The sequence below is a fragment of the Nocardioides halotolerans DSM 19273 genome (genome assembly GCF_000422805.1).
Taxonomy (GTDB): domain Bacteria; phylum Actinomycetota; class Actinomycetes; order Propionibacteriales; family Nocardioidaceae; genus Nocardioides; species Nocardioides halotolerans.
In genome coordinates this window covers 319,641-339,880 of sequence record NZ_KE383923.1, presented here as the reverse complement: position 1 = coordinate 339,880, position 20,240 = coordinate 319,641, and the positions used below count along the sequence as shown (strand labels likewise).

Sequence of the window (20,240 nt, the reverse complement as noted above, 5' to 3'; positions counted from 1 at the left end):
GACTACATGTTGAAGGGCCATCCACCGCGGTAGAGCTGCCGCAGGGAGCGGGGTCGGTCATGAGCAGCGGAGGACCTCCGCCGGACTGGGCTGCCCTGTACGCCAAGCACAAGGACAAGATGTGGAGCGTTGCCAGGAAGGTCCTTCGCGAGGCGGGTCGCGAGAGCGACGCCGCTGACGTGGTGCAAGAGGCGATGCGGTCTCTGATGGCGTCGCCGCCCAAGAGCGTGACGAACTGGGAGGCGCTGATGGTCGCCACGGCCAAGCGGCGCGCCCTGGACTTGCTCGACTCCGCGCGGGTGCGGCACGACGGCGGCGAGCTCATCGAGGAGACGACCGAGGGCCTCGCGAGCGACGAGTTCCTGGCAGAGGACGTGGCCAGCGCGGTCGACAACCAACGGGTCGGCGGGCTGCTCTGGGACGCGCTTGGCGACCTGGACCCTCGAGACCGGCAGATCGTGTGGCGGCGGTTCGTGCACGAGCGCTCCCTTCGAGAGCTCGCGGCGGAGTTCGGGGTCTCCGAGGGTCGGATCAGTCAGATAACGAAGGCCGCGCTGACGACGCTTCGCGCAGCACTCGAACAGCAAGGGATCGAAGGGTGGTGAGGAGATGACCGTGGAGAACGAAGACCCGCGCTTCGAGGCTCTCGTCGACGAGTACGTCCGCACCGGGAAGATGCCGGCCCTTGACGACCTTGACGAGCCGTCGCGGGACGAAGCTCAGTCCCTCCTTCATGTCGCTGAGATGATCTGGGAGCTCGGCAGTGGTGCTCCCGCTCTGGAAGCAGACCCGGTGGCCGCGGAGTTGGGCTTGGTCCCCGACCCAAATCGAGCGCTCGACTCGCTTGCGCTGAAGGCAGCGATGGCCAAGGCCAGTCTGCGCGCCAGTGACGTCGCGACGCGGCTGAAGGGTCGCCATTGGGAAGTAGAGACCCGAGACGTTTTCGCGTGGACATCGAGTGGCGGCCTGGACGTTCCACCTGCCTTGATCGGCGCAATCGCGGAGATTCTCAACACGTCAGTTCAGCGGCTCACGAGCGAACGCCGACCGACGTCACTCGAGGTAGCCCTTCGCGAACTCGTGCAGACTCCGGCGTTCGAGTCACTCGCACGGCGCTGGGCACTCATCCAGCGGTCGAGCCTGGCGGCCGCCCGTGCCACGCTCGCCGCGCGCGTGCCGGCCGCCGTCAACCGGGGAGGCCACCCGGACCTGGACCAGATGCTCGCGTCGTTGGCCGAAGTGGTCTCCCTCAGCGAGATGAACCAGCGTGATCAAGACTCTCGATGACTGCGTGACGGCTGCGCTCTCGGCGCTGCCGCAGTCTGCCCGCGACCGCTTCGCGCACGAGCCGCTGGAGACGCTCGAGCAGAGCCTCGGCCTGACCGTCAGGCGCGCGGACCACCTGGCTGACGCGCGTCCCGGTGGCGGCTGGTGCGACGGTCAGTCGTACTTCAAGGACGGTGTGGTCTTGTACAGGCCCACGGGCAACCGCCGCGAGAACTTCACCCTGGGCCACGAACTGGGTCACTGGCTGGTCGACCAGGTCGACGACGTCTATGACTGGCTCAGCACCCAGGACGAGAGCGACCGTCTGCACGAGACGATCTGCGACGCGGTCGCCCAGACGCTCCTCATCCCGCGCGACTCGGTCGACACCGCGCTCGCTGGCGGCCACGTCTCCGCAGAGGCCGTCCTGAGGCTTGGCGACGAGAGCCTCGGGAGCAGACCCGTCTGCGCTATCGCGATGGCCCGTCGACTCCCAGGCACTGGGGCGGTCGTGATCATCGAGCGTGACGAGAACACGGTGAGCTACTCCAGCGTGCAGCCGGATCCGCTTGACGGATGGCCCAGCGCCATCCCCTGGCCCGGCCAGACCGTCCCGGAAGGGCACCCCCTGACCCGAGTCCCCTCTGGCGGGCGATTCGGAGGGAAGACCTTCTGGACGACGTCATGGGGCGCGCGCCAGGAGTACTACGTCGACGCGGTCGGGCTTGATCGCGTCGTCGTAGCCGTCTTCGCCGACCGTGACCTGTGGGGCGTCGAAGCCGTTCACTTCGACGCACCGACGGAGTTCGTGAACCGTCCCGAAGCAGAGATTCGTTGCTGCGGCGGAATCCAGAAGGCCCGCGGCTATCCATGCCCGGAGTGCAAGCGACTCTTCTGTCCGAAGTGCGGCGGCTGCCTGTGCACCCAACGCGCGGCCAACACGAACGAGTGCTCGGCCTGCGGCATGACTAAGGCCAAGCACCTCATCGGTGCGAACGGCATCTGTGTCGATTGTGAGTGACGCCCGCTAAAGCCCTGGCCGGCTACATCGACTACTAGGTGAGGGCGCAAGAGAGGCGCTCGACACGACACCTAGGAGGATGCCATGACGGCAGCCAAGACAGAGCCCACCGAGGGCCACGAACACGAGGACCGCACCGTGCGCATCCTCGTCAATACCCGCCCGCACCAGTGGGCCGAGAAGACCATCTCCTACGAGGAGTGCGTCGAACTCGCCTACGCCGGCCAGCCGGTCGGCGACGGCGAGGAGGTCACGGTCCGCTACACCCGCGGACACGACGAGAAGGCGGAGGGCTCGCTGACGGCGGGCCACAGCGTCAAGGTCAAGAACAAGATGGTCTTCGATGTCTACCGCACCTCTCGCTCGTGACGAGGACGTCCGTCGTCTGCTCGACGACGGATACGACGTCACCATCACCGGCGGGCACCTCGTAGTTCGCCGCATCCCGTACGCGACCGCCGACAAGACGGTCGCGTACGGGCAGGTCGCCTACCCGGTCACCGTCAGCGGCGACCGGGTGGTCTCCAGCACCGACCACCGCATCTGGTTCGTCGGCAGAGCGCCGTGCAACGAACACGGTCAGCAGCTCAGCTGCGCCAACCCGGAGACCCACGCTGTGGATGCCGAGACCGCCGCCAGCTTCATGCTTTCGAGCAAGCCAGCGTCCGGCGCCTACCCGAGCCAGTACGAGAAGGTCACCGCCTACGTGCGCATCGTGAGCCACCCGGCCATGGCCCTCGACCCCACCGTTACCGCCACTCCCGGCGCCGCGTTCCAGGACGTCGAGGACGACCTGCCCTTCAACTACCGCGACACGGCGACCTCGCGAGCCGGCCTCGCGCGGCTCAACAGTGTGTTCACCGGGCAGCACCTGACGATCGTCGGCCTCGGAGGCACCGGCGGATACGTTCTCGACCAGGTCGCCAAGACACCTGTCACCAGCATCCTGCTGATCGACGGCGACGTCTTCGACAACCACAACGCGTTTCGCGCTCCCGGTGCACCGACCCTGGAGCAGCTGCAGCAGAGGCCGTACAAGGTCAACTACTTCGCCGACATGTACGGCAACATGCACACCGGTATCACCGCCGAACCCGTGCACATCACCGACGAGAACCTGTCGCTGCTCGACGACGCCACCTTCGTGTTCCTCTGCATGGACGACGCGACCGTGAAGCACCAGATCGCGGCACACCTGCTGGCCCAGCACATTCCGTTCATCGACGTCGGGATGGGTGTCGAGGAGATCGACGGGAAGCTCTCCGGCCTCCTCCGTGTGACCTTCGCCGACGTCGACGCGGACACCACCAGCACGCTGGGCCGCCTGCCGGCGCCGGCCGAGGAGCGCGACGACTACGACCGGAACATCCAGGTCGCCGACCTGAACGCTCTCAACGCCCAGTTCGCGGTGGGCCGATGGAAGCGTCACCTCGGCTTCTACGCAGACGCGACCGCCGAACACCTCGCGACCTACTCCATCTTCACCAACGACATCGTCAACGAGCGGCTCGATGGCGAGGACGACGAGCAGGCCGCGGCCTCATGAAGACCACCAGGTACACGCCGGCGTTTGTCGAGTCCTTCCCGACGCCCTTGGCAGCCGGCGTCTTCTATGTGTCGCTGGAGTACAACACCTGCGCACACCTGTGTGCCTGCGGGTGTGGCGACGAAGCGGTCACGCCACTCTCGCCCGCTCAGTGGTCGTTCACCTACGACGGCGAGTCGATCTCGGTCCGGCCGTCAGTGGGCAACTGGTCCTTGGCCTGCAAGTCCCACTACGTCATCCACAAGGGTCGCGTTCAGTGGGCACGCAGCTTCTCTCCCGACGAAATCTCCCGGAACCGCGCACGCGACCGCGCCGCTCTCGACGAGCCAAACAGCACGGTCGACGAGCCCCGAGATGAGCCTCGTGCCAGCGGCCCTCCACCCGCACAGGCCGCCGGCGACGCTCGACGCGGCACGCTTCGCCGCGTCGCTAAGTGGCTACGCGGGCGTTCCTGAGCTGCCGCGCGCGTCGCGCAGGATCGGGGCAGCAGCGCTCGTATCGTGCTCGGATGCCTGTGGTCAGTGACGACACACTCGTTATCGGGGTCGCCTCGAGCGCACTGTTCGACCTCGCCGAGTGCCACGCAGTCTTCGAGGAGCAAGGCGAGGACGCCTACCGCGACTTCCAGGAGAAGAACTACGAGGTCCAGCTCGCGCCCGGCGTCGCGTTTCCGTTCATCAAGCGACTACTTGCGCTCAACGATCTGGCGAAGGGGGCAACACCCATCGTCGAGGTCATCGTGCTGTCGAGGAACGACCCCGAGACCGGAGCTCGAGTCATGCGCTCCATCGAGACCCATGACCTGCCGATGACACGCGCGGTGTTCATGCAGGGCCGGTCGCCGTACAAGTTCATGCCGGCCTTTGGCATGAAACTGTTCCTCTCGGCTAACCCGAAGGACGTCGCTGAGGCTCTCGACCTTGGCTTCCCTGCCGGCCAGGTTCTCGGCTCGGCCGACGCGCTTGAAGCTCACGACCCCGACGACACGGACCTGCGGATCGCGTTTGACTTCGACGCGGTTTTGGCCGACGACTCCGCTGAGCGCGTCTACGACGCCGAAGGTATAGAAGGGTTTCGTGAGCATGAGGTGGAGAAGGAAGCCACGCCCCTTCCCCCCGGCCCCATGAAGGACCTGCTCGGCGCCATCAACGCAATCCAGGACCTCGAGGACGAGCGTGTCGACAGCGACGAGCCATATGCGCGCAGACTCTTCGTCTCCTTGGTGACCGCACGAAACGCGCCTGCACACACACGAGCGATCAGGACCCTGAAGGCATGGGGTCTACGCGTGAACGACGGGTTCTTCCTCGGGGGCTGGGAGAAGGCGGCGGTACTAGCAATCCTCAAGCCGCACATCTTCTTCGACGACCAGATGTCACACCTCGAAGGCACCCTGGGGGTGGTGCCGAGCGTGCACGTCCCGTTCGGGGTCAAGAACCTTGCCCAGCCGTCGGTCAGTCCTGAGCCAGCACCCGAGACCGAATCGGCGCGACGACCTGGGTGAAGTAGCGCTCGCGCTTAGTGATCCAACGGGCAATCCAGCGGTTGGCCGGCTGAGGGGGAGCCTCGGCGATCGCGAGCACTCGAAGTGCGACGAGGACGGCTTGGGTGGCGGTGGGACCGTTGAAGATTTCATGCTCCCACGACGTAGCTACGCCTACGGGATGCGCGCGAGCTGGCCGCATCTCGCTGAACGCGTGCAGCGCGCCGTGTCGGGCGCCGAACAGCTCTTCGAGCTCGTTTTTCAGCGGCCCCACGTCCGACTGCTGGATGCCAAGTGCGTGGACGAGCAGGTCAGCAGCCGCCTCGTCCGCTGAGTTGGATCTGGGTCGTGGCGGCACGAGGTACTCGAGGTCCTGGCACAGAGCGTCGACAACGGAGGCTGCGGCGGCGAAGGCAACCATCGACTCCCGTAACTCGCTGCCCAGCCGGGACGTGTCCCCTGCGTCGATGCGTGTGAACTCAGCCTCAGCGGCGGCCCGGTGCGCCTCTGCAGCCTGCAACCACTGCGCCCACATGACATGGCCCATCAGCACGCCGCCCTGAGCAGAGCGGATTCCCAGCTCGACGTCCTTGTCGCGGTGTGCGGTTCGAGCAGCCGCGAATGTCGTCATGAGTTCGCGTCGCTCCTCGTCGCTTTCCGCGGATGCTCGAGCGACGTCGTAGTCCTCGGAGAGGTCGGCAAGGGCGTTCTCCCGTTCTATGACGAGCCGCCTGCGCGCGTCTCTCTGCTTTCGAGTCACCGTCCGAGTCTTGCGGCTGAAGAGTCTGCCCTGCGACCGGATTTGCTATGGCGACCGTTGGTCGCGTCCATCTCGCTGGACAGCGGGCACGCCCTCCTCCAGTGCTCAACGTCCTCGTGTGCTTTCAGGACCGGGATCCATGGGTACGCTTTGAGCAATGGACCCCGGACTGACGATGTGCCGAAATCGGCTGGAGTCCGCCGGTTCCACTATCGGGCGGTGTGCAAATTCCCGGCTATGCGTGTGCGCGCGACATTGGGCAGGTTCAACGGGGGGCGACTGACCAGCCCGATCGGAAATTTACGAAGATCCCACCACCACCACCACGGGGGTATTCGTAAGTTTCTGCGGATCTCCTTGTAAGTATCGAAGGGCCCAGGCTCAGCGCTTGGGCCCTTCCTTCTGTCAACCTGTCCGATCACTGGTCTCGGCCCGCCCATTGATGGTCAGTGAAGTGCTCGTTCAGTTGCTCGTGAAGCACAGTGAACATGCGACCCCACTCAGGATCGCCGTAGAGGGCGGGCGAACGGGCTGTGGAGGGCCCGGCACGGCCTCGTACTTCTCCCGTAGATCGGGACAGCATGAGCTCCACGGGTCCACCATCCGGTCCACTTCCTGGTCGAACGCTCTGCGGCGATCCGACCGACCCATGCAGGAGGTAGCTCACCGCCCCGAAGAGCCCGAAGCGGTCCCGGTTGCGCAGGAACATGCCGGTGAAGCCTGCGATCGCGAGTGCGGCCATCGTCATCTTGGCCGTTTCGCGGAACCAGGAGCTCAGTCGTCACGACGTGCTCGACATCGGCGGCCGGGTGGTTGATCTGGACCCCGGCGTAGATGCCGCCGGCGACGACGGCGCAGGCGGCGGCGGCCTGGGTCAGAGTGGTGGCGGTGAGGTTCATGCCGGTGAAGGTATGAACCCTCCTGGTGACCAGGCATCACCAGGGGCTGCTGCACGAACGGGTGACAGGTTGGGTCACGCAGCCTGGGTGGCTGGCGCGGTCACGATGGTCTCGAACTCGATGGGGGTCAACCGCCCGAGGGCGGCCTGCCTGCGGCGTCGGTGGTAGGTCCGTTCGATCCAGGTCACGATCGCGATCCGGAGCTCCTCACGGGTGGCCCAGGAGCTGCGGTCCAGGACGTTCTTCTGCAGCAGCGAGAAGAACGACTCCATCGCGGCGTTGTCGCCGGCGGCGCCGACTCTGCCCATCGATCCGACCATGCCGTGCCGGTTGAGGGCGTGGACGAATTTCCGGCTGCGGAATTGGCTGCCTCGGTCGCTGTGAACGATGCAGCCGGCGACATTACCGCGCCGGGCGACGGCGTTGTTCAGCGCCGCGACCGCGAGGCGGGACTTCATCCGGTCGCTGATGGAGTAGCCGACGATCCGGTTGGTATAGGCGTCCTTGATCGCGCAGACGTAGAGCTTGCCCTCACCGGTGCGGTGCTCGGTGATGTCGGTCAGCCACAGCTGGTTCGGGGCGTCGGCGTTGAACTCGTGTCGGACCCGGCCCTTGTCGTCGATGACGGCGCACAGGTCGTCGTGGACCGGCGGACCGGGCTTCTTCGCCTTGCCGCGCTTGGGCTTGCCGAACGCCGACCACCACCCCAGGGCCGAGCAGATCCGCCACGCGGTCCGCTCGGCCATGGGCTCGCCGGCTTCACGTGCCTCGTCGGCCAGGAACCGGTAGCCGAACTCGGGGTCGTCGCGGTGGGCGTCGAACAGGGCGTTGGCACGGTAGGCCTGCTCGAGTTCGGCGGCGGTGACCGGGCTCTGGAGCCAGCGGTAGTAGGGCTGGCGAGCGATCTTGAGCACCCGGCACGTCACCGTGACGGGGATCCCGTACGGCCAGCTCGCGGACGAGCGGGTACATCATTTTCCCGGAAGGTTGGCCTGGGAGAGGTAGGCGGCCGCCCGGCGCAGAACCTCGTTCTCCTGCTCCAGCAGCCGGATCCGCTTCTTCAGCTCGCGGTTCTCGGCGTTCTCGGCCCCTGTCGTGCCCGGCTTCACGCCGTCCTCGACGTCGGCGGTCTTCATCCAGTTCGTCAGGCACGACTCGCTGATGCCGAAGTCGGCAGCGATCTGCTTGAGGTGGACGCCCGGCTCACGATTCCTCGCGACACGAACCACGTCGTCGCGGAACTCCTTGGGGTACGGCTTCGGCACAGTGCACAGCCTTCCAGCGGCACCCTTCGGCACCACAGATCAGATGTCACCTATCCGTGCAGCAGTCCCCCACACGATGTGGCCTCGGGTGGTGATCTTCCAGGACGAGGGGTCAGGGACGTCGCTCCTTGATGTCCGGTCCTTGACTTCGGGCGCCGACCAAGAGGAGGTTGGAGCTCCTGTATCGAACCCTTCGATTCAGAACCTGCGTCGAGAGCTCTCAGCGGCGGTTCGGACCGCGTCCTGCTCTGGACACCACATCCACGGATGTTTCGGGCTAACCGCTCTCGCATATCGCGTGCTCTCGCGGAGTCCCGTAGCGCGCTGCTCCATAAGAGAGGCGCGGGCGTGACCGCATCTCTGCAATACGGACGCGACCGACAAGCGCCTCACTGAAAGCAGATGAACATGGTCTCTGAACAGATGCTCCCGGCAACCGCGACGATGGGGGCGATCGTCCGGGATTGTTACGGGGACGCTGACACTCTGCGCCATGAACGCATCGCTCGCCCCGAGGCCGCCAAGGGTGAGGTGCTGATCCGCGTGCGCGCAGCGGGACTGGACCGCGGCACCTGGCACCTGATGACGGGCAAGCCTTACTTGATGCGGGTCGCCGGCACGGGGTTCCGCGGGCCGAAGGACCGGGTGCCTGGACGTGACCTGGCCGGCACCGTGGTGACCGTCGGTTCGGGTGTCACCAGGCTCGCGGTGGGTGACGATGTGTACGGCATCGGCCGTGGCGCGTTTGCCGAGTACGCCATCGCCCGTGAGGACAAGCTTGCCCGCCGACCGGCGGATCTCACCTACCAACAGGCCGCTGTGGTGCCGCTCTCTGCGGCTACCGCTCTGCAAGCTCTGACCGACCAGGGCAGGGTCGCGGCGGGTCAATCAGTGCTGGTCGTCGGAGCTTCGGGTGGGGTCGGCAGCTACGCCGTACAACTGGCCAAGGCGCTCGGGGCCGAGGTCACCGCGGTAGCCAGCACCGCGAAGCTGGATCTGGTTCGCTCGCTCGGCGCCGACCACGTCATCGACTACTCACGTGACGACTGGGCCGACGGCGCCCAACGCTACGACCTGGTCTTGGACATCGCCGGCAACCCAGGACTCTCACGGCTACGCCGCGCGCTCAACCCGAAGGGGACGGCTGTCCTGGTCGGTGGCGAGGACGGTGGCAACCTCACCGGGGGCATGAACCGGGGTCTGCGCGCACTGATGCTCTCGCCGTTGGTACGTCAACGACTTGCTTGGTTCATCGCCAAAGAGCGGGCCAGTGACCTCGAACGGATCTCCGGGTTCATCGAGGCCGGAACCCTGACGCCGAGCCTCGACCGCGTGTATCCCCTCGAGGAGGTTCCCGAGGCGATGCGTCGCCTTGCCGCCGGTCAGGTCCGCGGCAAGGTCGCCATCACCGTCTGACCCAATCCACCCGTCCGATCACACCCAGTCACCGACATAAGGACCGCCACATGACCATCATCGCCTCACCACCGATCTCGGGCGGCCGCGGCCCGATACCCGACGGAGCAGGAGATCCGAGGACCGGCTCCCGAATGTGGACGTCCCGCCTGATCGGAGCGCTGTTCCTAGCCGGCTTCCTGTTTTACGGGACCGGCACGGTGCTGGTGAACTCCGTCGTCGACGGCTCCGACTTCCTCGCCGGCGTGGGCGCCCATGAGACGACCCTGGCCTTGGGGGCATTCCTGATGATCGCCACCGCGGCCATCGACATCGGTAAGGCAGTCCTGTTCTTCCCGGTCCTGGAACGCCACGGCAAGCGCACCGCCGTGGCGTACCTGGCCACGATGGTCTTTGAGATGGCCCTGATGACCGTCGGTGTGCTCGCCCTGCTCATGATCATCCCGCTGGCCGGCCAGAGCGATCAGCTCGGCCCGGACGCCGCGCAAGCCCTCGGCTCGCTCGCCGTCGACACGAACGAGACGGCATACCAGATCGGCCAACTCTCGCTCGCGTTCGGCTGCCTCTTCATGTGCGCGTTGCTACTCCGAACGGGACTGATTCCCAAATGGCTGGCGGGCCTAGGGCTGGTCGGCTACGCACTGCACCTGCTCGGCGCCAGCACCGAGCTCTTCGGAGTCCCGTTGAGCCTCGTGCTGCTCGTCCCCGGCGCCATCTTCGAGGTCACGCTCGCGATCTGGCTCCTGGTCAAAGGGTTCACACCAGCGGTGTTCGACGATGCAGGCACGACCAAGGCTGGGGCATGACGGCTGAGGTGCTGAGGTACGCCGCCTTCACAGACTCCAGCGCCGGCGGCAACCCGGCCGGCGTCGTGCTCGATGCCGGGTCCTTGAGCGATGCAGAGATGCTCAGACACTCAAGGAGGCGACCGGCACCCGCATAGCGCCGCACGCCGCGCTCGTGCTGGCGGGCGTACGAGGCAACGAGCCCGCGGCCTCCGAGCTGATCTCGGGCGTCATCACCCAGGCCACCAAGGCGGGGCAGGGGACCGCGGTCCAGTACGCGTGGTGGGCGAGGGCCGTGCTCATGAACGGACTGGGGCGCTATGACGAGGCGTTCGCCGACGCCGTGGAGGCGAGCGAGCAGACGCCGGAGCTGTTCATCGCGTCGTGGGCCTCGGTCGAGCTGATCGAGGCCGCCACGCGATCTGGGCGCGACGCCGAAGCGGGGGAGGCGCTGGATCGACTCGCTGGGCACATCGAGGGTTGCGAGTCGGACTGGGCGCTCGGCGTGCACGCCAGGTCGTGCGCGTTGCTGCGTCAGGGCGACGCGGCCGAGTCGCTGTACCGCGAGGCGATCGACCGGCTGAGCCGGACGCGACCACGACCGGAGCTCGCCCGAGCACACTTGCTGTACGGCGAATGGCTTCGGCGTGAGGTCAGGCGCGTCGACGCGCGCGTCCACCTACGCACCGCCCACGACATGCTTGCCTCGATCGGGATGGAAGCGTTCGCTGAGCGCGCCCGACGCGAGCTGCTGGCCACGGGCGAGAACGTGCGGGCGCGCACCGTCGAGACGCCAGATCTCCTGACGGCTCAAGAGTCGCTGGTCGCCCACATGGCAAGCGATGGCCTGACGAACCTGGAGATCGGGGCACGACTCTTTCTCAGCGCCCGTACGGTCGAATGGCACCTCGGCAAGGTCTTCGCCAAGCTGGGAGTGAGCTCACGTCGGGAGCTGAACGCCATCCTCCCGAAGGCCGAGCTGGCAGCTGTTCCGGCCTCTTGAGCGCAGCGTCACCTCCAGTCCTTCGCCGCACGAGCGCGCCCTGGCAGGTGCGCCGGACCTCCGCCGCCCGACCACTCACGGCGATCTGTCAGCCGGAGCCCTTCCGCCGAGCGTGGTCGATCCCCACAATGGCGCGATGGGTCTCGCGCAGCAGTTCGGTCGTCCTTCGGGGCTCGTGGGGTCAGTCGTGGGGCGCGTCATGGCGCGGGGCAACGCCGACCTCAGCAGGTGGGTGGTCGAGCAGGCCGCGGCGGCTCACCCGGGCGCCGTCGGGCGTGTCGCCGAGCTCGGGCCCGGGCCCGGGGTCGGCCTGGAGACCTTGCTGACGACGTTCCCGGACGCGCAGGTCTGGGGTGTCGACCTGTCCCCGGTCATGCTCGCGCAGGCCGGCAAGCGCAACGGGTCGGCGGTGGACGCCGGCCGCCTGACGCTGGTCGAGGGCGGGGTGCCGGCGCTGGCGGCGAGCCGGCCCGCGGACGTCGTGATGGCCAACCACGTCCTCTACTTCTGGGCCGACCCGGAGGCCGAGCTGGCCCGGATCCGTGGCTTCCTGCGCCCGGGCGGCGTGCTGGCGCTCGGCTACCAGCTCCGGCAGAACATGCCGGCGATGGCGCAGCGCAAGTTCCCCCTCGCCGGTCACCGCCTCTACGACACGGCCGAGGACGTGACCGCGTTGGCGGAGGCGGCGGGCTTCACATCCGTGACCCAGCTCGTCAAGGGTCCGGCCGACGCGCCGCAGGGCCGCGTCATGCTGGCCACCGCCTGACCTCGACGGACGAGGTCACTCGCGCCCGGTGAGCTGCGGGGTGCGCCTGCCCGCGGGCTCGAGGTGCCGCTCGCTGTAGCCGCCGTCGGGCGAGCGGTCGATGATGCCCATCTCCTGGCCGTGCTCGCGGCGTTCGCGGTCGACGTCCTGGAGCGAGCGGCACACCATGCGCGTCACCACGAACGCGAGCGGCGGTCCGAGCAGCACCGCGAAGCGCAGGAACCACGTGATCTGGTTGATCGACAGGTGCAGCTGGGTGGCCAGGATGTCGTTGCCGCCGGCCGACCACGAGAGGCCGTAGAAGGTGATCAGCGAGACCATCAGCGCCGTGCGGTTCGGTACGTCGCGCGGCCGCTGCAGCAGGTGGTGGACGCGCTTGTCGCCGGTGAGCCAGGCCTCGACGAACGGCAGGGAGAGGACGACGGTCCAGAGCAGGAGCGGCATCACGAGGATCGGCAGGATGATGTTCCACGAGACGGTGTGGCCCCACAGGTGCGTCTCGAGCGGCGGCATCAGGCGGAGCAGCCCGTCGGGCCAGCCCATGTACCAGTCGGGCTGCGAGCCGGCGGTCACCTTCGACGGGTCGTAGGGCCCGTACTTCCACACCGGGTTGATCGAGAGCATCGCGCCCATGAGCGCGAGGGTGCCGAAGACGATGAAGAAGAAGCCGGTCGTCTTCGCGATGTAGACCGGCAGGAACGGGTAGCCGACGACGTTCTTCTCCTCGCGTCCGGGCCCGGGCCACTGCGTGTGCTTGTGGTAGAAGATCAGGATCAGGTGCGCGGCCATCAGGGCGAGGATCAGCCCGGGCACGATCAGCACGTGCAGGATGTAGAACCGCGGGATCACATCGCTCCCCGGGAACTCGCCACCGAAGAGGAACGACGACAGGTAGGACCCCACGACCGGCGTCGCCTTGATGAAGCCGTCCGTCGCGCGCAGGCCCGTGCCCGACAGCAGGTCGTCGGGGAGCGAGTAGCCGAGGAAGCCCTCCAGCGTGCCGAGCAGCAGCATGGTCGCGCCCAGTGACCACGTCACCTCGCGGGGCTTGCGGAACGCGCCGGTGAAGTAGACCCGCAGCAGGTGGATCATCATCCCGGCGATGAACACCTGCGCCGCCCAGTGGTGGATCTGGCGCATGAGCAGCCCGCCGCGGACCTCGAAGGAGATGTCGAGGGTCGACGCGAACGCCGCGGACGTCGGCACGCCGCGCAGCGGCGAGTAGCTGCCGGCGTACTCCGACTCCGCCATGCTCGGGTCGAACCACATGCTGAGGAAGATCCCCGACAGCAGGAGCACGACGAAGCTCCACATCGCGACCTCGCCCAGCATGAACGACCAGTGGTCGGGGAAGACCTTGCGCACGTAGGGACGGACGGCCTTCGCCAGGCCGAGCCTCTCGTCGGCCCAGCGGGTGGCCGCCACCCCGCGTCGCTCGGTCTGCGGCAGGGCCGGGCCGGACGTCGTCCGTGCCACCTGGCTCATGCGAGTCCTCTCCATGCCCACTAGACGTTCGCCGTGCTCCGTGTGTGACATCCGCGCCCGATGTCCCAGCGGATGTCACACACGGCGGGGTCGGATGCGTCTTCTGGGGCAGCGGGCCGCTCACGCCGAGCGCGCCCGGTCGACCCGGGAGACCACCGATGACCCACTGCCAGACCGAGCACCACAGCCCGGCGCGCCTCGCCGACCTGGCGGACTACGCGCGCCTGTTCGACTCCTGGAGCGGGGTCCGCCACCGCCAGGTGCTCCGGACCTGCCAGCTGGGATACCTGCGCGACCAGCCCGTCCGGCGACGCCGCGCGCGCCCGGACGTCCCGCTCCTGCACCTGCTCGTCGACCCGGCCCGGTCGGCCGACCTCGCAGATCCCCGGACCGGGTTCGGCGGCCTCGTCGGCGCCCCCGACCCGGACCGGGTGCTGACCCTGTGGGCCGACGACCTGCTGAGCGTCCGTCACCACGACGACTGGATGTACGTCGTCGACGCCGACCGCCCCTTCGACGAGGAGTGGCTGCGGCTGCTGGGCTCCGAGCACGGCCCGGCCGGGCGGTCGTACGCCGTCGTCAGCGCTGCCGTCCACGGACCGGCGCCCGCGGGCGAGTTCTCGGTGGTGGAGCTCGACGCGACGACGTACACGACGCTCGTGCGGGTCGAGGACCTGCGCGGCGAGCGCCCGGTCAGGTCGCGCGCTGGGAGGTGAGCCACTCCTCGAACGTCGTCGGCGCGATCCGCGCTTCGGGCCGGGGCAGCAGCACGTCGCCCGCCATCTCTGCGCCGAACAGGCCCGACCACGTGGGCACGAGCGTGACCGACCGGCCCTGCGCCTGGTGGGTCCGCCGGGCCATGTCGACGAGGTCCTGCGGCTCGGGGCCGGCGACGTCGCGGTAGTCCCCCTCGGGCTCGCCGACGGCGACCTCGGCGAGCACGTCGGCCACGTCGGCCGGCGCGATCGGCTGGACGAGCAGCGGGGCGATCGTCGCGGCGCCGTCGCGCTCGGTCCAGCTCGTGACCATCGCGGCGAAGTCGTGGAACTGCGTCGCCGGGACGATCGTCCACGGCACGGCACCGGTCCGCACGAGCCGCTCCTGCTCGCGCTTCCCGGCGTAGTGGGCGTTGCCGGTCACCCGGTCGACCCCGGCGATGGAGAGCAGCACGTGGTGCGGCACCCCTGCGCGGGCCTCGGCGTCGAGGAGGTTGCGGGTCATGGCGCCGAAGCGCGCGACGACCTCGTCGGGGTCGGTCGCCGTGGAGTTCGTGACGTCGACGACCGCGTCGACGCCCGAGAGTGCCGCGTCGAGGCCGTCCCCGGTCGTCAGGTCGATGCCCAGGGAGCGGCTGAGGGGCACGACGACGTGCCCGGCCTCCTCCAGGGCGGTCCGGGTCAGGGTTCCTATGTTGCCGGTCGCTCCGGCGATGGCGATGCGCATCGCTGTCCTCCGATCTCGTGGGCCATCACGCTATCTCGGACAAAGGAAGTCCGCGATGCGGATTATCCGGCCCCGACGCGGCCTTCTAGGCTGACCGGATGAGCGCGAGCCGGTGGGCGGCCGCCGTCGAGAGGACGTGGGACGCCGCACGGCTGCGCCGGTCGCGGTCGGGCCCGCCGGAGAGCTTCCGGATCGAGGCCTACCTCGGGCACGGCGGCGCGCAGGGGGTCGTGGTGCGCGGGCGCGTGCTCGACGACCCGCCGCCGAGCGAGGCCGTCGACGGCGAGGGGGTGGGCGCTGCGGTGCTGCGCACGGTGCGCGGCTTCGTGACCGACGAGCTGCCGGGCGTCCCGCTGCGCGTGATCGTCGGCGACGCGACCGTGGAGACCGAGACGGATGCCGAGGGCTACTTCCTGGCGCGCCTGCACCCGTCGGCCGACGCCCTCAGCAGCCCGTGGACGCAGGGGACGATCGAGCTCGCGGGGTCCTACCGCGGACTGACCGAGCCGCACACCACCCCGGTGCAGGTCCGCGTGCCGGCCGCGGACGCGCGGTTCGGGATCATCTCCGACGTCGACGACACGATCCTCGAGACGGGGGTCCAGCGGGTCGGGCAGATGCTGCGGCAGACCTTCACCGGGTCGGCGCTCACGCGCACGCCGTTCCCGGGCGCCGCCGCGCTCTACCGCGACCTCTCCGCGACCGCCAACCCGGTCTTCTACGTGTCCTCCAGCCCGTGGAACCTGCACACCTTCCTGCTCGGCTTCCTGCGGCACCGCGACTTCCCGCTCGGGCCGGTGCTGCTGCGCGACCTCCTCGGCGCGGGCGGCGGCCGCGAGCCCAAGCACGGGCGCATCCACGAGATCCTCGAGCTGCACCCCGACGTGCGGTTCGTGCTGATCGGCGACTCGGGCGAGAAGGACCCGGAGGTCTACGCCGACATCGTCCGGTCGCACCCCGACCGGGTGCTCGCGGTCTACATCCGCGAGGTCCGCCTCGACCCTGGCGACGGGCGGGTCGAGAGGGTGAGCGACGCCTGGGACCACGAGGTGCCGTTCGTGCTCGCGGCGGACAGCGACGCCGTACGCCGCCACGCCGGCACGCTCGGCCTGCTGGGCTGATCAGCCGGCGGTCGGGTCCGGCGGCAGGAAGTCGTGGGAGGTGCCGAAGGCGACCGCCTGCGCGCGGTCCCCGACCCCGATCTTGCGGTAGATCTCGGGGAGCTGCGCCTGCACCGCCTCGACGCTCAGCATCACGGTGGCGGCGATGGCGTCGTCCGTCAGGCCCCGGCAGTGCCAGGCGAGGATCTCGGCCTCGCGCGGTGAGAGGCCCAGCTCGCGACCCGGCCAGTTGCCCAGGCCGCGAGCGCGGCCGGTGCCCGGCGCCAGGGCGACCACGTGCTCCCCGGCGTGCACCTGCTCCAGCGCCGCGAGAAGATCGGCCTCGGAGATCCCCTTGTAGAGGTAGCCCGCGGCGCCGGCCTCGAGCGCGGCCGTCACCGCCGGCCAGGTCGAGCCGCCGCCCAGCACGACGACCCGCGGGCCGACCGCGGCGACGTAGTCCTTGACGGGCCGGCTGGCGACGAAGTCGTCGTAGATGACGATGTCGACCGGGGCCCGGTCGGGGGCGGCGTCGTCCACCAGACCGCTCGCCGACGGGACGAGGACGAACCGGTCACCGTGCGCCCGCACGACGGCGGCGAGCCCTCGCACGACGACCGGGTGGTCGTTGGCGATCGCGATGCGGATGCGGTCACGACGTGGCACGGCGGGCCCGGCTCTCATGGGGTGCCACCGCGGTGGCGGGCGTGGTCCGTGCCCGTTGCTCGAGCCCGGTGCGTCGTTGCTCGCAGCATACGTCGTCGCCCGCGCCGCGGGCGTCGCCCTGCTAGCAGTCGAGTGTCGGGCGCGCCCGGAGGGTGTCGTCGCGCACCCACAGCAGCGGGCCGCACCGGGGGGTGATGAGGCGGTAGCGGGTCATGAGGAGGTCGCGCAGCCGTCGGTCGTCGTCGATGTGCCAGGAGCTCAGCGGCAGCACCGCCACGACCCACGTCGGCGCGTCCGGCCCGGAGAGCACCGCGCGCAGCTCGTCCTGGTCGGGGTCGAGGGTGCGCATCGGCAGCGACCAGAGGTGCCGGTAGGGCGAGGGGAGGCCCGAGGCCTCGACCAGCTCCGCGCTGCCGTAGAGGCTCACGATCGTGTCGTCGCGGCCCGACACCAGCGAGATCGCGTGCCCCACCTGCCAGGGTCCCGAGGGGGTGGGGGAGACCAGCCGCGCCTCCGCGAACCCGGCGTACGCCGGCACGGCGGCGACCACGGTCAGCGCGGCGACCAGCCGGGTCAGCGAGCGGAACGGCGGCGTGCACGACACCGCCAGCGCCGCGAGCAGCGCGACGTCGGGTACCAGGGGCACCAGGTAGGCGTGCCAGTAGCTGCCGCTGACCCCGACGCCGACGAGGTCGACGACGGTCGTCGCGACCAGGGCGAGCGAGAACGCCGGCCAGCGCGACCACCAGCGGCGCAGCGACGCGACGGCCAGCACGACGAGCGGCGCCATGCCGCAGACGACGAAGATCCAGAGCAGCTCGTGGGCGCGCTCGACCGGTGCTCTCGAGTCGCTCGCCGCCAGCACCGCGGAGGCGTCGGCCCGGAAGCCGACCACCTGGTGCCACGCCGACGAGACGGTGGCCGGGCTGACGGCGAGCCAGGCGAGCCCGGTGAGCACCGGCACCGCGGCGCCGATCGCGAACCGGCCGCCCACCCGCAGCACCCGACCGGGCGGCAGCCGGTCGGAGCCCAACGACGCGACCAGCAGCATGGCCGCGAAGACCAGCCCGCCGACCAGGCTCTGCTTGAACCCGCACGCCGTCATCGCGCAGCACCCGGCCAGGACCGCGGCGCGCCCCGAGCCGCGGTCGAGCGCCCGCACGAGCAGCAGCCACGAGAGCACCACGAGGGGCGTGCCGAGCACCTCGCCCTTCGCCGTCCACGCCGACAGGTCGGGGTTCGCCAGGAGCGCCACGGTCACGACCGTCGCCACCCGCGCCGACGACCGGCTCGACACGCGAACGGCGAGGAGGTGGACCGCGACCACGAGCGCGGCGGCCAGCACGAGGGCGAGCAGCCTCGGCCCGAGCTCGCCGAGCAGCGCGTCGCTCCACCGGTAGGCAGCGAGGAGGACGGGCGGCCGGTCCACCCAGTAGTGGCCGTACAGGCTGTCGCCGGTCGGCGCCCACGACCTCGCGACCAGGAGGAATCCCGCCTCGTCCGAGCTCGGCGTCGCGAGCAGGCCCGGCAGCCGCAGGGCCGCCGAGACGACCACCGCCACGACCAGGAAGCGGTCCGGCCGGACGACCTGCTCGCGCGGCGTCGTCCTGGTCTCGGGCCAGAGGGCGGGGACCGGTGTCATGCCGCACTGTCGCCCACGCCGGCACCGCGGTGGCACCGCGGCAGCGTCGCTGAGCCCGAATCGTTAGGAGACGGCGTCCGGCCCGTTACTCGGGTCGCGCCTGACCTACCGTCGTCCCATGCGTGATCCGGGCTGCCTGTTCTGCACCATCGTCGCCGGTGAGGCCGACGCGGACGTGGTCCTCGAGGACGACGTCGTCGTGGCGTTCCTCGACACCCGCCCGGTGTTCAAGGGCCACGTGCTCCTCGTGCCGCGCGACCACGTGGTGACCCTGCCCGACCTGCCCGCCTCGCTGCGCGACGGCTTCCTCGCCGCGGCGCAGCGGCTCGCCACCGCGATGGTCGACGCGCTGGGCGCCCAGGGCAGCTTCGTCGCGATGAACAACGTCGTCAGCCAGTCGGTCCCGCACCTGCACCTGCACGTGGTGCCCCGCACCAAGGCCGACGGGCTGCGCGGGTTCTTCTGGCCGCGCACGAAGTACGCCGACGCGGCCGAGCAGACGGCGTACGCCGAGAAGCTGCGGGCGGCCCTCGTCTGAGCGCAACTCTTCGACGCCCGGGCACGTCTCCCGGGACATGAGCATCAGGTCCCTCGTCGCAGCCACCGCGGCAGCCCTCGCGGCCGGCCTCCTCGCCGTCCCGGTCGCCGCAGCGTCCCCCACCGCCGCCACCGCCTCAGCACTCGCGGTCCAGGCCTCCCCCGTGCCGCCGGGCTCCTACCTCGCCGTGGTCGAGCGTGGCCGCGACGCACGCGAGGGCGGCATCGACGCCCGCGAGCAGCGGCTGGTGCTCGTGTCGCCGACGGGGGAGACGCGTACGATCTACCAGCAGCCGGCGCGCGGCTACAGCCGCTTCACGCTCAGCGACTGGTCCGTAGACGGGTCGACCGCGCTCCTGGTGGCCTCGCACCGGCGCCGCAGCGAGCTCGTCCGCGTCGACGTCGAGACCGGTGCCACGACCCGGCTCGACGTGGTCCGGCTCAACACGGCGATCCTCGACCCCGCGGGCGCTGGCGTGCTGGCCACGACGTGGAAGCGGGCGCGCTCCAACACGCTGGTGCTGTCGAGGATCTCGTGGGCCGGCGAGACGACCCGGGTGCGCGAGGGCGTCAGCGGCAGCATGATCGCCGGGCCCGGCGGCACGGTGCTCACCGCCGACGTCAAGCGCGGGCGGGTCCAGCGGCTGCTCTCGACGTCGACCGGCGCCGTCGTCAGCCACTTCCGCGGCGACGCCTTCTGCACGCCGGTCCGGTGGTGGGACGCCGCGCAGGTCCTCGAGATGTGCGGCACCCGGGGCGACCTCCACCTCGTCGACCCGGTCGCCGGCACGAGCCACCGGCTCACCAGCCGCCACGGTCGAGGCGACTACGGGCACCTCGACGCGCGCTACGCCGGCGGCAGCCTCTACGTGCAGGCGGCCGGCGGATGCGGCTACACGTTCGTCGCCAAGGTGACCAAGCACTCCACCCGCCACCTGCGCGTGCCGCACGCCGTGGGCAGCGTGGTCATGGTCGCCGCGGTCGGCGACCAGCTCGTGCTCGAGCACGCCGCGAGCTGCGACGGGGACCGGCCGCGCTCGGTGCTGTCGCTCTTCGACCCCGTCCGCCACCGCGAGACGTCGCTGGTCCGGCTCGGGCGGCACGAGGCGTTCGCCAGGATCCTGGTGCTCGGGGAGATCCGCGCGTCGGCGTACTGA

The 20,240-nt window shown here is 69.5% G+C and carries 20 protein-coding genes and 1 pseudogene; 15 read left to right on the top strand and 6 right to left on the bottom strand.

From position 1 onward, the window contains the following. Positions 1-59 precede the first annotated feature (59 nt). The 7 genes from G514_RS27260 to G514_RS0116395 all read left to right on the top strand — a co-directional run bounded on the left by G514_RS27260 (position 60) and on the right by G514_RS0116395 (position 5,337). A complete protein-coding gene (locus tag G514_RS27260) occupies positions 60-605 on the top strand; it encodes a sigma-70 family RNA polymerase sigma factor (RefSeq protein WP_028652640.1) in 546 nt (181 codons plus the stop codon). A 10-nt stretch (positions 606-615) separates the two neighbouring features. Further along, the gene (locus G514_RS0116415; protein WP_157544882.1) at positions 616-1,287 is read left to right on the top strand and encodes a hypothetical protein; all 672 of its coding nucleotides are present in this window, start codon (positions 616-618) and stop codon (positions 1,285-1,287) included. After that, positions 1,268-2,287, top strand: a complete 1,020-nt coding sequence (locus G514_RS0116410) for an ImmA/IrrE family metallo-endopeptidase (protein ID WP_157544880.1) — start codon at positions 1,268-1,270, stop codon at positions 2,285-2,287. Before G514_RS0116415 ends, G514_RS0116410 begins: the two co-directional genes overlap by 20 nt. Before the next feature lie 84 nt (positions 2,288-2,371). Beyond that, positions 2,372-2,656, top strand: a complete 285-nt coding sequence (locus tag G514_RS0116405) for a multiubiquitin domain-containing protein (protein WP_028652637.1) — start codon at positions 2,372-2,374, stop codon at positions 2,654-2,656. Next, positions 2,631-3,833 (top strand): ThiF family adenylyltransferase, encoded by a 1,203-nt coding sequence (locus G514_RS0116400; protein ID WP_028652636.1) that lies wholly within the window; start codon positions 2,631-2,633, stop codon positions 3,831-3,833. Before G514_RS0116405 ends, G514_RS0116400 begins: the two co-directional genes overlap by 26 nt. Continuing rightward, a complete protein-coding gene (locus G514_RS30410; protein ID WP_157544878.1) occupies positions 3,830-4,288 on the top strand; it encodes a ubiquitination-like system serine protease family protein in 459 nt (152 codons plus the stop codon). The genes G514_RS0116400 and G514_RS30410 overlap by 4 nt, the downstream gene beginning before the upstream one ends. A 53-nt stretch (positions 4,289-4,341) precedes the next feature. Then, a complete protein-coding gene (locus G514_RS0116395) occupies positions 4,342-5,337 on the top strand; it encodes a 5'-nucleotidase (protein WP_028652635.1) in 996 nt (331 codons plus the stop codon). Here G514_RS0116395 and G514_RS0116390 read toward each other — a convergent pair. After that, positions 5,288-6,076 (bottom strand): hypothetical protein, encoded by a 789-nt coding sequence (locus G514_RS0116390; RefSeq protein WP_028652634.1) that lies wholly within the window; start codon positions 6,074-6,076, stop codon positions 5,288-5,290. The genes G514_RS0116395 and G514_RS0116390 overlap by 50 nt on opposite strands. 973 nt (positions 6,077-7,049) lie before the next feature. After that, positions 7,050-8,240: pseudogene (locus G514_RS0116385) on the bottom strand (IS3 family transposase). Between the two features lie 408 nt (positions 8,241-8,648). Here G514_RS0116385 and G514_RS0116375 point away from each other — a divergent pair. The 4 genes from G514_RS0116375 (at position 8,649) to G514_RS27250 (ending at position 12,210) form a co-directional block, all read left to right on the top strand. After that, positions 8,649-9,656 carry an NAD(P)-dependent alcohol dehydrogenase gene (locus tag G514_RS0116375; RefSeq protein ID WP_245582243.1) on the top strand — a complete coding sequence of 336 codons (1,008 nt, stop codon included), beginning with the start codon at positions 8,649-8,651 and terminating at the stop codon, positions 9,654-9,656. Positions 9,657-9,706: 50 nt separating this feature from the next. Further along, the gene (locus G514_RS27255; protein ID WP_084152163.1) at positions 9,707-10,462 is read left to right on the top strand and encodes a DUF4386 domain-containing protein; all 756 of its coding nucleotides are present in this window, start codon (positions 9,707-9,709) and stop codon (positions 10,460-10,462) included. A gap of 154 nt (positions 10,463-10,616) precedes the next feature. Continuing rightward, positions 10,617-11,444 (top strand): helix-turn-helix domain-containing protein, encoded by an 828-nt coding sequence (locus G514_RS0116365; protein ID WP_028652630.1) that lies wholly within the window; start codon positions 10,617-10,619, stop codon positions 11,442-11,444. A gap of 136 nt (positions 11,445-11,580) precedes the next feature. Then, positions 11,581-12,210 carry a class I SAM-dependent methyltransferase gene (locus tag G514_RS27250; protein ID WP_084152162.1) on the top strand — a complete coding sequence of 210 codons (630 nt, stop codon included), beginning with the start codon at positions 11,581-11,583 and terminating at the stop codon, positions 12,208-12,210. 15 nt (positions 12,211-12,225) lie between these two features. Here the strand turns inward: G514_RS27250 and qcrB are convergent, their stop codons facing one another. Further along, positions 12,226-13,695: a cytochrome bc1 complex cytochrome b subunit gene (gene qcrB / locus G514_RS27245; RefSeq protein ID WP_051247555.1), complete on the bottom strand. Its 1,470-nt coding sequence runs from the start codon at positions 13,693-13,695 to the stop codon at positions 12,226-12,228. Positions 13,696-13,853: 158 nt separating this feature from the next. Between qcrB and G514_RS0116350 the strand changes: the two genes are divergently transcribed. Then, the gene (locus G514_RS0116350) at positions 13,854-14,411 is read left to right on the top strand and encodes a hypothetical protein (RefSeq protein ID WP_028652629.1); all 558 of its coding nucleotides are present in this window, start codon (positions 13,854-13,856) and stop codon (positions 14,409-14,411) included. On the opposite strand, the gene G514_RS0116345 is transcribed toward G514_RS0116350, so the two are convergent. After that, positions 14,389-15,138 carry an SDR family oxidoreductase gene (locus G514_RS0116345; RefSeq protein ID WP_028652628.1) on the bottom strand — a complete coding sequence of 250 codons (750 nt, stop codon included), beginning with the start codon at positions 15,136-15,138 and terminating at the stop codon, positions 14,389-14,391. The two genes, G514_RS0116350 and G514_RS0116345, sit on opposite strands and share 23 nt — an antisense overlap. A 98-nt stretch (positions 15,139-15,236) precedes the next feature. On the opposite strand from G514_RS0116345, the gene G514_RS27240 reads away from it, so the two are divergent. Further along, positions 15,237-16,259, top strand: coding sequence for an App1 family protein phosphatidate phosphatase (locus G514_RS27240; protein WP_051247554.1), 1,023 nt, complete (start codon positions 15,237-15,239; stop codon positions 16,257-16,259). On the opposite strand, the gene G514_RS0116335 is transcribed toward G514_RS27240, so the two are convergent. Beyond that, positions 16,260-16,904: a response regulator transcription factor gene (locus G514_RS0116335; RefSeq protein WP_028652627.1), complete on the bottom strand. Its 645-nt coding sequence runs from the start codon at positions 16,902-16,904 to the stop codon at positions 16,260-16,262. 121 nt (positions 16,905-17,025) lie between these two features. Then, a complete protein-coding gene (locus G514_RS0116330; protein WP_028652626.1) occupies positions 17,026-18,546 on the bottom strand; it encodes a hypothetical protein in 1,521 nt (506 codons plus the stop codon). Positions 18,547-18,664: 118 nt separating this feature from the next. On the opposite strand from G514_RS0116330, the gene G514_RS0116325 reads away from it, so the two are divergent. Together G514_RS0116325 and G514_RS0116320 are read left to right on the top strand one after the other, a co-directional pair. Beyond that, positions 18,665-19,084 (top strand): HIT family protein, encoded by a 420-nt coding sequence (locus tag G514_RS0116325; RefSeq protein ID WP_028652625.1) that lies wholly within the window; start codon positions 18,665-18,667, stop codon positions 19,082-19,084. Positions 19,085-19,121: 37 nt separating this feature from the next. Next, positions 19,122-20,240 (top strand): SMP-30/gluconolactonase/LRE family protein, encoded by a 1,119-nt coding sequence (locus G514_RS0116320; protein WP_028652624.1) that lies wholly within the window; start codon positions 19,122-19,124, stop codon positions 20,238-20,240.